Annotated in this window: 11 protein-coding genes and 1 pseudogene; 6 read left to right on the forward strand and 6 right to left on the reverse strand. The window is 72.3% G+C overall.

Going from position 1 to position 14,830, the window contains the following annotated elements; translation table 11 throughout:
• Nucleotides 1–9: 9 nt before the first annotated feature.
• Both P3T29_RS05030 and P3T29_RS05035 read right to left on the reverse strand, forming a co-directional pair.
• Entirely contained in the window at nt 10–1,956 is a 1,947-nt protein-coding gene (locus P3T29_RS05030; protein ID WP_280715040.1) for a hypothetical protein, read from the reverse strand.
• Nucleotides 1,957–2,156: 200 nt separating this feature from the next.
• Nucleotides 2,157–3,689, reverse strand: coding sequence for a lipase maturation factor family protein (locus P3T29_RS05035; RefSeq protein WP_280715041.1), 1,533 nt, complete (start codon nt 3,687–3,689; stop codon nt 2,157–2,159).
• Nucleotides 3,690–3,905: 216 nt separating this feature from the next.
• Between P3T29_RS05035 and P3T29_RS05040 the strand changes: the two genes are divergently transcribed.
• Together P3T29_RS05040 and P3T29_RS05045 are read left to right on the forward strand one after the other, a co-directional pair.
• Nucleotides 3,906–4,883, forward strand: a complete 978-nt coding sequence (locus tag P3T29_RS05040; RefSeq protein ID WP_280715042.1) for an EamA family transporter — start codon at nt 3,906–3,908, stop codon at nt 4,881–4,883.
• 307 nt (nt 4,884–5,190) lie between these two features.
• On the forward strand, nt 5,191–6,270 hold the full coding sequence (locus P3T29_RS05045; protein ID WP_280715043.1) for a substrate-binding domain-containing protein: 1,080 nt from the start codon (nt 5,191–5,193) through the stop codon (nt 6,268–6,270).
• Nucleotides 6,271–6,343: 73 nt separating this feature from the next.
• On the opposite strand, the gene P3T29_RS05050 is transcribed toward P3T29_RS05045, so the two are convergent.
• On the reverse strand, nt 6,344–7,240 hold the full coding sequence (locus P3T29_RS05050; protein WP_280715044.1) for a DMT family transporter: 897 nt from the start codon (nt 7,238–7,240) through the stop codon (nt 6,344–6,346).
• Here P3T29_RS05050 and P3T29_RS05055 point away from each other — a divergent pair.
• Entirely contained in the window at nt 7,239–8,672 is a 1,434-nt protein-coding gene (locus P3T29_RS05055; protein ID WP_280715045.1) for a PLP-dependent aminotransferase family protein, read from the forward strand. The two genes, P3T29_RS05050 and P3T29_RS05055, sit on opposite strands and share 2 nt — an antisense overlap.
• Nucleotides 8,673–8,700: 28 nt before the next feature.
• Here the strand turns inward: P3T29_RS05055 and P3T29_RS05060 are convergent, their stop codons facing one another.
• Nucleotides 8,701–9,288: a hypothetical protein gene (locus tag P3T29_RS05060; protein WP_280715046.1), complete on the reverse strand. Its 588-nt coding sequence runs from the start codon at nt 9,286–9,288 to the stop codon at nt 8,701–8,703.
• Nucleotides 9,289–9,378: 90 nt separating this feature from the next.
• Between P3T29_RS05060 and P3T29_RS05065 the strand changes: the two genes are divergently transcribed.
• Both P3T29_RS05065 and P3T29_RS05070 read left to right on the forward strand, forming a co-directional pair.
• Nucleotides 9,379–10,155, forward strand: a complete 777-nt coding sequence (locus P3T29_RS05065; protein WP_280715089.1) for a GNAT family N-acetyltransferase — start codon at nt 9,379–9,381, stop codon at nt 10,153–10,155.
• Nucleotides 10,156–10,217: 62 nt separating this feature from the next.
• The gene (locus P3T29_RS05070) at nt 10,218–11,108 is read left to right on the forward strand and encodes a DNA-formamidopyrimidine glycosylase family protein (protein WP_280715047.1); all 891 of its coding nucleotides are present in this window, start codon (nt 10,218–10,220) and stop codon (nt 11,106–11,108) included.
• Between the two features lie 58 nt (nt 11,109–11,166).
• Here P3T29_RS05070 and P3T29_RS05075 read toward each other — a convergent pair whose 3' ends face one another.
• The gene (locus P3T29_RS05075; RefSeq protein ID WP_280715048.1) at nt 11,167–12,006 is read right to left on the reverse strand and encodes an SAM-dependent methyltransferase; all 840 of its coding nucleotides are present in this window, start codon (nt 12,004–12,006) and stop codon (nt 11,167–11,169) included.
• A 212-nt stretch (nt 12,007–12,218) separates the two neighbouring features.
• On the opposite strand from P3T29_RS05075, the gene P3T29_RS05080 reads away from it, so the two are divergent.
• Nucleotides 12,219–13,361, forward strand: coding sequence for a N(5)-(carboxyethyl)ornithine synthase (locus P3T29_RS05080; RefSeq protein WP_280715049.1), 1,143 nt, complete (start codon nt 12,219–12,221; stop codon nt 13,359–13,361).
• Nucleotides 13,362–13,556: 195 nt separating this feature from the next.
• Here P3T29_RS05080 and P3T29_RS05085 read toward each other — a convergent pair.
• A pseudogene (locus tag P3T29_RS05085) lies at nt 13,557–14,822 on the reverse strand (wax ester/triacylglycerol synthase domain-containing protein); the annotation flags it as partial.
• Nucleotides 14,823–14,830: the final 8 nt, after the last annotated feature.

Here is a 14,830-nt window from a genome sequence, read left to right on the forward strand (position 1 = left end):
GAGCCCTGGTCAGCTGCGGACCTCCGCGACGGCAGCGCCGAGGGCCTCCTTGATCCGGGGGCCGAGGCGGCCGAAGCCGAGCTCCTTCATGGCGGCGCGGAGGAGCTCGTCCTCCGTACGCTCGACCTCGTCGCTGTCGATCCACCGTACGAGAGAGGTGAGTTCGGCGGCGGTGTAGGCAGCGATCGGCCGCCCAGGGGTCAGCGACGGCTTCTTCGGCCGCCGCACCCGGCCGGACTGTTCAGCCTCGGCCACGGGCTCGGCGACGGGCTCGACCTCAGCCACCGGCTCGGGCTCGACCTCGGGCTCGACCGCGGGCTCGACCTCAGCGACAGCCTCGGGCTCGACCTCGACCACGACCTCAGCCACCGGCTCAGGCTCAACATCGGCCTCAACCGCAGCGACCGGCTCGGGCTCTACCTCAGCGACGACCTCGACCTCAGGCTCAACCACCGGCTTAACCTCAGCGACAGCCTCGGGTTCGACCTCGACCACGACCTCAGCCACCGGCTCAGGCTCAACATCGGCCTCAACCGCAGCGACCGGCTCGGGCTCAACCTCAGCGACGACCTCGACCTCAGGCTCAACCACCGGCTCAACCTCAGCGACAGCCTCGGGCTCGACCTCGACCACGACCTCAACCACCGGCTCAGGCTCAACGTCGGCCTCAACCACCGGCTCGACCTCAGCCACCGGCTCGACCTCGACCGCGACCTCAGCAACCGGCTCAACGTCGGCCTCAACCGCAGCGACCGGCTCGGGCTCTACCTCAGCGACGACCTCGACCTCAACGACGACCTCGGGCTCGGCGGCCAGGGTTTCCTCAACGGTTGCCGGGGCCTCGGGCTTGGCCTGTGCGGGGACCAGTGCCCCGCCGGCGGCGGGCTCTTCGGCAGTCGGTACCGCCTCGGCACGCGGTCCCGCCGCCAGTGCCTGACGGGCCGCTTCCTCAGCATCGTCGTCGGAGCTCAAGGCGGAGCCGGCGTCGCAGCTGGAGTCGGAGCCGGCGTCAGCGCTGTCGTCCGGCGAAGAGGCAGGCTCCGCAGCCTCGGTACCCGCCCGCCGGTCGTATGCCGCGACAGCGGCCTCACGGTCGGCCTGACGCTCCGTCAGCTCATCCAGCAGCTCGTCCAGTCCGAGTCCGGACAGGTCGGCGCGCAGCGAACGCAGGGTGGGCAGGCGGTAGAGCGTGCCCTCGTCTGCGGCCAGCCGGTCGATCAGGTCGGCGAGGTCGGCGAGCGGGGTGGACTCGAGGTCGTGGGCGGGCAGCAGGCGGGCGAGTGCCCGGACGGCCTGGGCGAGCGCGTCGACGGCCTGGCTCACCTCGGTGAGGGCGGCGGCGTCGGACGGTACCGACGGGCGGGCGGCGCCGGAGGCGGCCAGTGCGGCCCAGTCGGCGCGTTCGGCAGCGGCGGCGGCCAGTGCCTCGTGCAGGTCGCTGCGGCGGCCGCGCTTGCCGACCACCAGCTTCTTCGCCTGCGCGCGCAGGGCGCGGCGCCGGACCCAGGAGAGCTTGACGCCCTGTTCCTTGCGCCAGCGTCCGTCAGCCGTGGCGGCGGTCAGCTCGTCGAGGTCGGCGTCGTACGCCTCGGCCCGCAGCTTGCCCGCCGTGTCGTACACGCGCTGCAGGACCCCGACGACCAGGCTGAGGCCGACCACGGTGTCCGGCTCGCCGAGGGCGCCTTCGGGGGTCAGCCCGAGGACGGCGGCGCGGGTCGCGGCGACGTCGCGACTGCGCAGCTCGGCGAGCAGGGTGGAGGCGGACCGCGCGTCCTCCGGGGTGTCGATGGCGTCGGCGGCGGCGTACCAGGGGTTGGTGGCGTCGGTCAGCGTGAAGCCGCCCAGCTCGGCGTACCGGCCGAGTTCCTCGCGCGGGCCGGGCCGGGTGTCACCGTCCGGGGCGTCCACTGGGTCGACTGCCCCGGGGTCGGTGTCGTTCAGGTAGCTCACTGTCATGGTGAAGTCCGCTTCGTGGCAGGGCAGGCAGGGGACGGGACGCCGGCGTCCGGCGGCGCGGGCGGGAGATATCGAGCCCGGCGCGGACGCCCAGGATACGGGTGGGCGTTCGAGCGGTGCACGCAACCTGGCGGCTACGGCCTGCCGTGGCGTGGCGGCGGTCGGCACGGCTCGCTCAAGGGCGTGCTCGGGAGGTGGCGTCACGGTTCTCTCCGCGTGGCCCGGTGCGGGGCGAGGTGGGCGAGATCGCGGAGTGTCACCGGCGCGAGATACTCCCGGACCAGCGTGCGTTCCCACCACGCGCCGGTCTCGCGCAACTCGCGCGGGGTGGTGAACCGGTAGCGGTACAGCAGCGCGCGGACGCGGGCCGGGGGCGCGTGCGGGAAGGGGTTGTGCCGGAGCAGCCGGAGCGTCGCCGGGTCGTTGACCAGCAGCCGGGCCAGGAACGCGGTGAACCACGGCCGCGCGTAGGACGGGGAGATCGCGGCGAACCACATCAGCCAGTCCAGCCGGAGATGGTACGGCGCCACCTGACGTGGCATCCGCCGCAGCGCGCCTGGTTTCCCCTTGAAGCCGTACTCGTGCCAGCCGGCGCGCCCGGCATCGCCCGAGCTCCCGCCGTCCACCGAGCGCCAGGTACGCCCGGCGCGCCCGGAGTGGCCCGTGCGCCCGAGGTCAGCGGTGCCCTCGACGACCACCTCCAGCCGGATCCGGTTGATCGAGCCGAACGCGCCGTACGCGTTGACCAGGTGAAGCCGGTTGAACGAACGGTTCATCACCTGGCGCCGCGAGAGCAGATTGCGGGCCGGCCAGTAGCTGAGGACGGCGACCAACACGGTGAGCAGGAGCACCAGCACCTCGTACCAGAGCGGGTCCGCACCGAGTGCGGGCCGCGTCGGCAGCGGCAGTACGGCGGCGGCCGACGGTACGTCCACCACGGAGAGCGCGAGCGCGATGGTGAGCCAGTTGAGCCAGGCGAAGTTGCCGGAGGCGACCAGCCAGAGCTGGGTGAGGACCATCAGCGTGGCGGCGGCGCTCGCCACCGGCTGGGGCAGGAAGAGCGCGACGGGTACCACCAGTTGGACGAAGTGGTTGGCCGCCACCTCGACCCGGTGCAGCGGGCCTGGCAGGTGGTGGAAGAACCAGCTGAGCGGGCCGGGCATCGGCTGGGTCTCGTGGTGGTAGCGCAGGCAGGTCAGGTCGCGCCAGCACCGGTCGCCGCGCAGTTTGATCAGCCCGGCCCCGAACTCGACCCGGAACAGCAGCCAGCGCACCAGCCAGAGCACCAGTACCGGCGGCGCGACCCTCCCGTTGCCGAGAAAGGCGGCGAGGAAGCCCGCCTCCAGCAGCAGGGACTCCCACCCGAAGGAGTACCAGGTCTGACCGACGTTGACGATCGAGAGGTAGAGCGCCCAGAGCACGCCCCAGCCGGCCATCGCGACCCCGAGCGGGACGAGGTCGGCCACCCCCGCGAGCCAGCCGGCGGCCAGTGCGGCACCCGTCCAGCAGATGGCGGCGAACGCGCGGTCGGAGTAGTGCAGGTGGAACAGGCTGGGTGAGTGGCGCAGCGGCACCCGGGCGGTGAAGCGCGGGACGGGCAGCATGCCGTGCTCGCCGATCAGCGCCCGGAACTGGTTGGCGGCGGCCAGAAAGCCGGTCAAGTAAATGGCGGCGATCAGCCGTTGGCAGACCAGTCGGCCGAGCCAGTAGTCAGGTGCCGCGAACCACTCCACGCCCACCGCTCCTCCCGCGCATCGTCCATAGGTACCACCTCCACCGCCTGGAGCCGGGGTGCGCCGGGCGGTGCGGAGGCCCGGTTCAGCCGCTCGGCGGCGCCCCGGCGACCGGACCGGTCCGGCGTTGCCCCGAACCGGTCCGGTCGGGGACTCGCGCCGCGCCGGTCCGGTGTGGTGGCATACGCCGTACAGGACCAAATCAGGGAGAGACAGATGACAGCTGCGTCACGGCAGTCCGCCCCCGACCCCGCAGGCCCCGACCCCGGACACCCCGGCTCCGCCGCGTCCTCCGGCGACTCCGCCACTCCGGCCCGGGCCTCCGGCCGGGCCTGGGCCGCGCTCGGCATCGTGTACGTGGTGTGGGGCTCGACCTATCTCGCCATCCGCATCGCCGTCGAGACGATGCCGCCGTTCCTCTCCGCCGCAGCGCGTTTCGTCACGGCGGGCCTGCTGCTGGCAGCGCTGGTCGCCTGGCGCCAGGGCCCGGCGGCGCTCCGGGTGACCCGGCGTGAGCTGGCCTCCGCCGCACTGGTGGGTCTGATGCTGCTGCTCGGCGGCAACGGCCTGGTCGTGCTCGCCGAACAGTCGGTGCCGTCCGGGCTGGCCGCACTGCTGGTGGCGGCGGTGCCGCTCTGGGTCGTCCTGCTGCGCCGGCTGACCGGTCAACGCACCTCCGGCACCACCATCGCCGGGGTGCTGGTGGGGCTGCTGGGGCTCGCGGTGCTGACGGTGCCCGGGCTGAGCGGCCAGGTGAAGCTCCTCGGCGTGCTCACCGTGCTCGGGGCGACGGTGATGTGGTCGAGCGGCTCGTTCCTGGCCTCCCGCCTGTCGATGCCCGGCAACGCGCTGACCGCCAGCGCGTACGAGATGGTCGCGGGCGGGCTGGGGTGCCTGGCACTGGCCGCCGTCCGGGGTGAGCCGCAGGCGGTGGACCTGTCCGCGATATCGACCAGCTCCTGGCTGGCACTGGCCTACCTGGTGGTCTTCGGCTCGCTGGTCGCCTTCACCGCGTACGCCTGGCTGCTGCAGTCCGCGCCGCTGCCTTTGGTGGCGACCTACGCGTACGTGAACCCGGTGGTCGCCGTCTTCCTCGGCTGGCTGGTCCTGGGCGAGCCGCTGACCTGGCCGATCCTGCTGGGCGGGGCAATCGTGGTGGGCGGGGTCTGTCTGGTCGTCCGCACGGAGCGCTGAACCGGGGTCAGGACCCGGGGTGGATCGGCATCCAGCCCGGGAAACCCCTCGGACGACTGCTTCGTATTCGCACCGCCCCGGCGTTCCGGCTCACCCTTGACGCCCAAGGCGTTGAAGAGTTGTCGATATCACAGTCCGGCTTGTGGAATCTGTACTGGAAAGACCCCTTACAGACCCCCAACAAGGTAACGACTTGACCTGCGAAGGTGTCCGGAATGGTTTAATTGTTGACGCCAAGTCGGGCTCCAGCGTTGACTCCCTCCTCTAGCCGCAACGTTGCGGCGCAGTCAGGGAGGCACCACCCACCATGAACGCGATGACGCGTCGCACCATCGTCGGCACGGCCGTCGTGTCGATGGCACTGACTCTGGCCGCCTGCGGACAGAGCGGCAGCGCCCCGAAGACCGCGACCAGCAAGACGGTCGGCCTGCTGCTGCCCGAGAAGACCTCCTCCGCCCGGTACGAGACGTTCGACAAGCCGCTGATCGAGGCCTCCATCACCGGCCTCTGCAAGTGCACCGTCGACTACTCGAACGCGAACGGCGAGGAAACCACCCAGAAGGAGCAGTTCGACGCGCTGCTGGCCAAGGGCGTCAAGGTGATCCTGCTGGACCCGGTCAACGCGAAGAACACCGCGTCGTGGGTCGACGAAGCCACCCGCAAGGGCACCAAGGTCATCGCGTACGACCGGCTCGCCGCCGGGAACGTCGCCGCGTACGTGTCCTTCGACAACGAGCGGACCGGCGAGCTCCAGGGCCAGGCCATGCTGGACGCCCTGGGCTCCAAGGCCGCCAACGCCCAGATCGTGATGATCAACGGTGCCGAGGCCGACCCGAACGCCGCGGACTTCAAGGCCGGTGCGCACAAGGTCCTGGACGGCAAGGTCAAGCACATCGGCTACGAGCAGTCGGGCGAGTGGAAGCCCGACGTCGCCGCCCAGAAGATGACCGACGCCATCCACAGCCTCGGCAAGGACGGCATCCAGGGGGTTTACTCCGCCAACGACGGCATGGCCGCCTCCATCGTGCAGACGCTCCAGGCCAACGGCATGAACAACGTCCCGGTCGGCGGCCAGGACGCGGCGATCGACGCCATCCGCCGGGTGATCTCGGGCGAGCAGGCCTACACCATCTACAAGCCGTACAAGCCGGAGGCCGACGCCGCCGCCAATATCGCGGTCTACCTGCTGGAGGGCCTGGACATCACCTCGGTGGCCAGCTCGATCACCCCGAGCGGCGGCGCCGAGATCCCGTCGATGCTGCTCACCCCGCTGGTGGTCACCAAGCAGACGGTCGCCGACACCGTGATAGCCGGCGGCCTCTACAAGGCGTCGGACGTCTGCAACCAGCAGTACGCGGACGCCTGCAACACGCTCGGCATCAAGTAACCGACGAGGCCCACGGTCCGGGGTCCGATGACCCGGGGGGGACCGTCGCGTCGGCCGTCCGCCGTGGTGGCCGTCAGCCGCGCGTGCGCTGGGTGACCACGATGCAGCCGAGCACCGCCAGCGCCGTGACCGGCGCGGCCGGGGACGGGTGCTCCCCCAGCACCAGCACCGCCCAGACCAGGGTCAGCAGCGGCTGGGCGAGCTGCAGCTGACTGGCCTTCGGTACGCCGATCGCCGCCATTCCCCGGTACCAGAGAACGAAACCACCGAACTGGGCGAACAACCCGACGTACGCGAGGCCCGTGACGGCGTGCGCCGTGAACCGGACGGGCTCGGCCGCGAGCCCGAGGACGGCGGTAAGCCCCGTCACCGGCAGGGCCGCGAGCACGCCCCAGCCGATCACCTGCCAGCCCGGCAGCTCCCGCGCGAGACGCCCGCCCTCGGCATATCCCGCCGCGCACACCGCCAGCCCGCCGAACAGGTACAGGTCCGCGAGGGACGGCCCGCCGTGGCTCTGCTGCACCGTGAACCCGAGGACGACGCCCGCCCCGGCCAGCGCGGCGCACCAGAAGGTGCGGGTCGGCCGGGCGCCCGTGCGCAGCGCCGACAGCGCTGCGGTCGCCAGCGGGAGGATGCCGATCACGACGGCCGAGTGCGCCGTGGAGGAGGTCCGCAGCGCGAGCGTGGTGAGCAGCGGGAACCCCACCACGCAGCCCGCCGCCACCACCAGCAGCCCGGACCGGTGCCGGCGGGCAGGGAGCGGCACCCGGCGGACCAGCAGACAGAGCCCGGCCACCGCCGCCGCGAGGACGCCGCGCAGGCCGGTCGCCGTCCACGGGCCGAAGCCCTGGAGGGCCCAGGCGGTGGCGGGGAAGCTGAACGAGAACGAGAGCACGGCCAGGCCCGCGAGGGTCGTGCCACTGCCGACTGCTATCGCCCTCGACTGAATAGCGCTATCTTGTACTGTCATGCACGAGCGTAGCAGTGTGGGTGAACTGGCGGCCAGGCTCCGGACCGAGCTGGAGCGCTACTCCGTCGGTGAGAAGCTGCCGTCCAGCCGGGCCTTGGTGGAGCGTCTCCAGGTGAGCCCGGTGACGGTGTCCCGGGCGATCGCCGTGCTGGTCGGGGAGGGGGTGGTGGTCTCCCGTCCCGGCGCCGGGGTGTTCCGCGCCGCGCCGCGCGCCACGACCGCCGCGCCCCGGGACTTCTCCTGGCAGGAGGTGGCGCTCAGCGCCGAGGCCGGGCAGCCGCCGTCCCGCTCGACCGACGCCTCGGGCGTGCTGGCCGCGCTCGCCGTACCGCCGCCCGACGTGATCGACCTCAACAGCGGCTATCTGCACCCGTCCCTCCAGCCCGAACGCGCCCTGGCCGCCGCGCTGGCCCGGGCCGGACGCCGCCCCGGCGCCTGGGAGCGGCCGCCGGTGGACGGCCTGACCGAGCTGCGGGCGTGGTTCGCCCGGGACATCGGCGGGGACATCGCCACGTCGGACGTGCTGATCGCGGCGGGCGGGCAGAGCGCGCTCACCACGGCGCTGCGCTCGCTGGTCGCCCCCGGCGCTCCGGTACTGGTCGAGTCCCCCACCTACCCGGGCATCCTGGCCGTCGCCCGCGCCGCCGGGCTGCGGCCCGTCCCGGTGCCGGTGGACGGCGACGGCGTCCGGACCGACCTGCTCGCGGACGCCTTCGCCGCCACCCGCGCCCGCGCGTTCGTCTGCCAACCGCTGTTCCAGAACCCGACCGGCGCCGTGCTCTCCCCCGAACGCCGCCGCGAGGTCCTGCGGATCGCCCGGGCCGCCGGAGCGTTCGTCATCGAGGACGACTTCGCCCGCCGCCTGGTCCACGCCGACGCCCCCGCACTGCCCCTACCGCTCGCCGCCGACGACCCGGACGGCGTGGTGGTGCACGTCCGCTCGCTCACCAAGGCCGCCTCGCCGAGCCTGCGGGTCAGCGCCCTCACCGCGCGCGGGCCCGCCCTGGAGCGGCTGCGCGCCGTCCAGGCCGTGGACAGCTTCTTCGTCCCGCGCCCCCTCCAGGAGACCGCGCTCGAACTGGTCGGCTCCCCCGCCTGGGCCCGCCAGCTGCGCGAACTCGCCACCGCCCTGCGGGACCGCCGCCGGGCCGCCGCCACCGCGCTGCGCCGCACGCTGCCGGACTCGCTCCCGCCACAGCTCCCGTACGGCGGCTACCACCTCTGGCTCCGGCTGCCCGACGGCCGCGACGAACTCGCGCTCACCGCCGCCGCGCTCCGGGCCGGCGTCGCCGTCACCGCCGGACGCCCGTACTTCGCCGCCGAGGCCCCGGCCCCGCACCTGCGGATCAGCTACGCCTGCGCCCCGGGCCCGGCCCAGGTCACCGAGGGCGTCGAACGGCTCACCCGCGCGTACGGGGAGACGGCGGGCTGACCGGCGGCGACGAACCCCACCACTCGTCCTAGCGGACCAGGTTGAGCACTTGGACCAGGTCCACCGAGGCACTGGCCGTGGCCACTGCCGCAGCCGAGTAACTCCGCAGCCGGGAGCGGGAGTCGGGGAAGGCCAGCGATGCCGCCAGACCGTGGGCGAGAGCGCCGTCCAGTACGGCCAGCAGCGTCAGGTGTCCGTCGCGGCCCGGGAGGGCGAGGCCGATCTGCCACCACAGGGCCCAGGCCAGCAGGGGGCCGGCCAGCGCGACGAACCAGGAATGCCGGAAGCGGAGCAGCCAACCGGCGCCCAGCGCGACCGTCACCAGGATGACGGCGATCCCGGCCAGCGCCAGCCAGGCCTGTTCGGTGAAGGTGAAGGACTTCCAGCAGTCCACCCGGGCTCCGGCCCAGGCCGGGGGCAGCGCCCCGCACTGCGGCGAGGAAACGGAGCAGTCGTAACCGGGTTGGGGCGGCGCGCAGTGCATGGCATACGCCGAGGGGTATGACACAAGGCCGATCAGTACCGCGCCGAGCAGGGCCACCACGCCCTGGTCCCGAAATCGTCTTAATGCGAGCAGAGTTGGGGGGAACCTGCGCGTCGGAGAGTGGCTGTCCATGGCGGTCGGATGTACTGCGACGCCGCCCGGTTCCACCCGCCCGGAAACCCGGTGGCGGCCCGGTCGGGCCAGTGTTGGAATGACCGAATGATGGATCATGATGCGGTGCTCGCCCTGTTCGACCGGCAGCTGCGACGGGAGGCACCGGCCGACTCCCCCGCCACCCGGATCGAGCGGGTGGGCGGTGTGGTGCGGCACGTCGCGACCGACGGCGCCTGGCACGGGGTCGTCTGGTCCGGTCTGGACGAGTCCACGGCGGACGCGGAGATCGCGGCGCAGGTACGCTACTTCGCCTCGCTGGGCGGCGAGTTCGAGTGGAAGTCGTACTCCCACGACCAGCCTGCGGACCTCGGTGAACGGCTCGTGACGGCCGGGTTCACGCCCGAACCCGAGGAGACGCTGATGATCGCCCGGATCGGCGACCTGCCCACCGGCGCCGAGCTGCCCGAGGGCGTCCACCTGCACCGGGTGACCGATCCGGCCGGGGTCGATCTCGTCGCGGACGTGCACGAGCAGGCGTTCGGCACCAGCAGCACCCGGCTGCGGAGCCGGCTGCTCGCCCAGCTGGAGCAGAGCCCGGACACCGTGAGCATGGTCGTCGCGATGGCCGGTGACCTGCCGGTCTGCGCGGCCCGGATGGAGCTCTACCCCGGCACCGAGTTCGCCGGCCTCTGGGGCGGCGGCACCGTACCCGCCTGGCGGGGGCGGGGCATCTACCGCGCCCTGATCGCCCACCGCGCCGCCCTGGCCGCCGGGCTCGGCTACCACTACCTGCAGGTCGACGCCTCCAGCCAGAGCCGCCCGATCCTGCAGCGGCTCGGCTTCGCCGCCCTGAGCACCACGACCCCGTACCTGTACAACTGCTGAGAGCCTGTGTCCGACCCGCGCCGCGGTGGCACGGCGATCCACCACCGCGCCACACTTGCACTGTGCCGGAGCTGCCCGAGGTCCAAGCCCTGGCCGAGCGCATGACCGCCGCCTGCGCCGGCCGTTCGATCGCCCACGTCGAGGTGCTCTCGTTCCAGGTGCTGAAGACCTTCGACCCGCCGATCTCGGCTCTGGACGGGCAGCCCGTCGCCGGGGTGGGGCGGCACGGGAAGTTCCTCGATCTGAGCACGGGCGACCTCAGCACGGGCGACGGCCCGGGCCTGCACCTGGTCCTGCACCTCGCCCGGGCCGGCTGGGTGCGGCACCGGGATTCGTTCCCCGCCCGTACCGAGCCGCTCCGCGCCGGACGCGGCCCGCTGGCCCTGCGGCTGACCCTGGACGACGGCTCCGGCTTCGACGTCACCGAGCAGGGCACCACCAAGCGGCTCGCCGCGTACCTGGTCAGCGACCCACGGCTGGTCCCGGGGATCTCCCGGCTGGGGGTCGACCCGCTCTCCGAGGACTTCACCCCGGACGTGCTGACCGCCCTGACGGCCGCCGCGCACCACCGGCTCAAGACCGTGCTGACCGACCAGACCGTGCTGGCGGGCATCGGCAACGCCTACTCGGACGAGATCCTGCACGCCGCCCGGCTCTCCCCCTACGCGCTGGCGCCGTCGCTCGGCGAGGAGGAGCACCACCGCCTGTACGTGGCGATCCGGGAGGTGCTCGGCGAGGCGCTCGACCGGGCCCGGTCCACCACCGCCGACGCCCTCAAGGCCGAGAAGAAGGCCGGGCTCGCGGTGCACGGCCGGGTCGGCGAGACCTGCCCGCGCTGCGGGGACACCGTCCGGTCGGTGGTCTTCTCGGAGTCCTCGCTCCAGTACTGCCCGACCTGCCAGACCGGCGGCCGGGTGCTGGCGGACCGCAGGCTCTCGCGCCTGCTGAAGTGACGCCCGCCTGCGGTTCCTGCGGTTCCTGTAGTTCCAGCTCCGGTTCCGGTTGCTGCGATCAGGCGGCCTTGCGGGCGACGCCGGCCCAGTAGTACGCGGCCTCGGGGTCGGCGGGGGGCTCGCCGTCCGGGCGCCAGGCCATCACCGGCACGATGCCCGGCTCCAGCAGCTCCCAGTCCGCGAAGAACCGGCCCACTCCGGCCCGGGTACGCGGCTCCAAGGTCATCCGGCCCTCACCCTCGGCGTCGACCACCGCCCCGACGGCGTCGGGGTCGAAGTCCGCCGTGACGTGCGAGATGGCGACGCAGCTGCCGACCGGGAGGGCGTCGAGGATGACGCCGACCTGCCGCCACGGGTCGTCCGCATCGGCGACCAGCATCAGGACGCCCAGCAGCATCAGGCCCACCGGCTCGTCCAGGTCGAGCACCTCGCGGAGGGTGGGGTGGTCCAGGATCGCCTTCGGGTCGCAGAGGTCGGCGTGGAGGTAGGCCGTCCGGCCGACCGGCGTGCTGCTCATCAGCGCGCGGGCATGGGCCAGCACGATGGGATCGTTGTCGACGTACACCACCCGGGCCGCCGGGTCGGCCAGTTGGGCCACCTCGTGGGTGTTGCCCTCGGTCGGGATGCCCGTCCCGATGTCGAGGAACTGGCGGATCCCCTGCTCACGGACCAGATGGCGGACCGCACGGCCGAGGAAGCGGCGGTTCTCCCGGGCCATCGTGCGGATGGTCGGGATCAGCCGCTCGACGGCGTCGCCGAGCTCGCGGTCCGGGGCGAAGTTCGTCTTCCCGCCGAGCCAGTGGTCGTACATGCGGGCCGAGTGAGCAACGCTGGTGTCGATCGCCGGGGGCTCCCAGCTGGGTTCCGGCTCCAGCCGGGCCCACAGTTCGTTCGACATGCGTGCCTCCACAACGTTGATCACCAAGCCTGCCACGCGAACTGAGACGCCGACAAGTCTGTCCGGCTGAACAGGATTCAACACGGTCGGGCAGGGCCGATCGCTCCTGCCCAGGTTGTCCGTGACGGTCAACGTGACGGTGTGGCAGGAGGCTTCAGGCCGCCCGTGACCTGCGGATCTGTGCTACACAGGAGGTAATCAAAGGGGCCCACGTGCACCAGCTCAACCTCGGAGTAATGGCCCAGTCACGCAAAGAGAACGAGCGTCGACTGCCGATTCATCCCGCACACTTCGAGCGGATCGACCCCGACCTCCAGGGGCGCATCTATCTTGAACACGGCTACGGCGAGCGCTTCGGCATCCCGGACGCGCAACTGGCGCACCTGGTCGCCGGATTCCGCTCACACGCCGAACTCGTCGCCGAATGCGACGTCATCCTGCTCGCCAAGCCGCAGTCGGAGGACCTCGCGGAACTGCGCGAGAGACAGGTCCTCTGGGGCTGGCCGCACTGCGTCCAGGACGAGAAGGTCACCCAGCAGGCGATCGACCGCCGGCTGACGCTGATCGCCTTCGAGGCGATGAACCACTGGACCAACGACGGCTCGTTCAACCTGCACGTCTTCCACAAGAACAACGAGCTGGCCGGCTACTCCTCGGTACTGCACGCCTTGCAGCTCATCGGTTCGACCGGCGACTACGGCCGTCGGCTCCGCGCAGCCGTCCTGGGCTTCGGCGCTACGGCCCGAGGCGCGGTGACGGCCCTGAGCGCCCTCGGCGTGCACGACGTGGACGTCCTCACCCAGCGTGGCGTCACCGCCGTCAGCTCACCGATCCACTCGGCGCGGATCGTGCAGTTCGACCGCGACGAAGCGGACGCCCGACGCAGCTACGCCCTCACCGACGACGGCCGGGTGCCGCTGGCCGGGTTCCTCGCCGAGCACGACATCATCGTCAACTGCGTACTGCAGGACACCGATGCGCCGCTGACCTTCCTCAGCGAGGAGGACCTCGGGCTGCTCGCACCGGGCACCCTCGTCATCGACGTGTCCTGCGACGAAGGCATGGGCTTCACCTGGGCGCGGCCCACGTCGTTCACCGACCCGATGTTCACCGTCGGCGACAACGTCCGCTACTACGGCGTGGACCACAGCCCGTCCTACCTCTGGGACTCAGCGACCTGGGAGAACAGCGAGGCCCTGCTCCCCTTCCTCCGGGCGGTACTCAGCGGCCCCGGCACCTGGCAGTCCAACGAGACCCTCCGGCGCGCCATCGAGATCCAGGACGGCGTCATCCGCAATCCCAACATCCTCTCCTTCCAGCACCGTTCGGCGGAGTACCCCCACCCGCACGCCTGAACCACCTGCTGACCTGCCGCCGGCCTCCCGCCCCACTGGGGCGACGGAGGCCGGCGGCAGGTCCGGAGACCCACGAAGCGCGGCTGCCCCGGGACGGAGGCCGGGAGCGGCTGAGTGCTCCGCAGCGCTCTCCAGCACGTCGAGCGCTGCGCACCAGAGCCGGGGGAGGTCCGGGCCGCCCGGGACTGCGGTGTCGGTGAGGAAGGTCAGCGAGAGCCGGCCGCGGTGGGTGGTCCAGGCCACGAAGAGCGGCTGCCCCGGGACGGAGACCGGGAGCGGGAGGACAGCGGCGACGGGCTCACCGGCGAAGGCCAGCGGCTTGCGTAGGCGGACGTCGGCCAGGGTCAGCGGGGTGTAGCGGGGGTCGATGCTGCGGCTGAGGCTCAGACTCCCGCACCAGTAGGGCATCTTCTGGTAGAGGACGCGGTGCCGCCGGCCCAGCTCGGCGAAGCGGGCGAAGGTGACCTGCTCCCGCAGCAGCCGCAGTTGTTCCAGCGGGGACGGCTCCGAGCACGGCAGCGGAACGCTCGCGACACCACTGCAGTTGCCGAGCCGCCGGTAAAGCCCGCCGGCCGGCCGCACGCTGACCGCGAGCGTCGCCCGCAGGCCGGGCCCCGGGGCTGCCCAGTCGGCCGGGTGCCAGGTGCGCAGGGCGGCGGTGAGGACGGCGAGGCAGATCTGGTTGACGTTCGCGCCGGTGGCCCGGCCGATCCCGTACAGCCGGGTCAGCTCGACCCCGGCGGTGTACGCGACGCGCCGGTCGCCCAACTGGCTGTCCGGCGCTACGTCCAGCGCCGACCAGCGGGTGGTACGCCGCATGGGCGGGAGCAGCTCCTTCAGCAGCGCCGCGTTCCAGCGCAGCGGCTCGTCCGGTACGACTGCGGGGAGCTCGCTCCCGGGCGAGGACAGGGGTCCGGACGGCAGTGGTACCGGCAGTGGTACCGGCAGTGACACCGGGGGCGGGCCGAAGAGCCGTTCGACGGTCTCGGCTGCCGCCAGGCCGTCCTGGAAGGCGTGGTGTGCCCGGTAGCAGAGCGCGAAGCCGCTCGGCCGCCGTACCAGCCAGATGCCCCAGAGTGGGCGGTCCCTGGGCAGGGGCCGGTCGAGCAGCTCCGTCAGGACCTCGTCGGGGCCGCCGAGGCTGCCGGGCTCCAGGTGGTGTTCGTGGACGTGCCGGCGGAGGTCGAACGACGGGTCGGGCTCCCAGCGGGGGCGCCGGGGTGATCCGCCGATCCGGAAGGTGAGTTCGGGCGTGGTGGTGAGCCGGGCGCGCAGGTGGTCGACCAGCTGTTCCATGGTCGGCGGCTCACCGTCCAGCAGCAGCGACAGTCCCAGGTGCATGGCCGAATCGCCGCCCCGGCGCGCGAGTTCGAGCAGGATGCGATCCTGCACGGACAGCACGGGCGGCGGTGGCGGAGCCTGCGGGGTGGCGGCCACCACCTGGTTCAGGACAGCGGACATGACGGCCT

The organism is Kitasatospora sp. MAP5-34 (assembly GCF_029894335.1).
Classification (GTDB): domain Bacteria; phylum Actinomycetota; class Actinomycetes; order Streptomycetales; family Streptomycetaceae; genus Kitasatospora.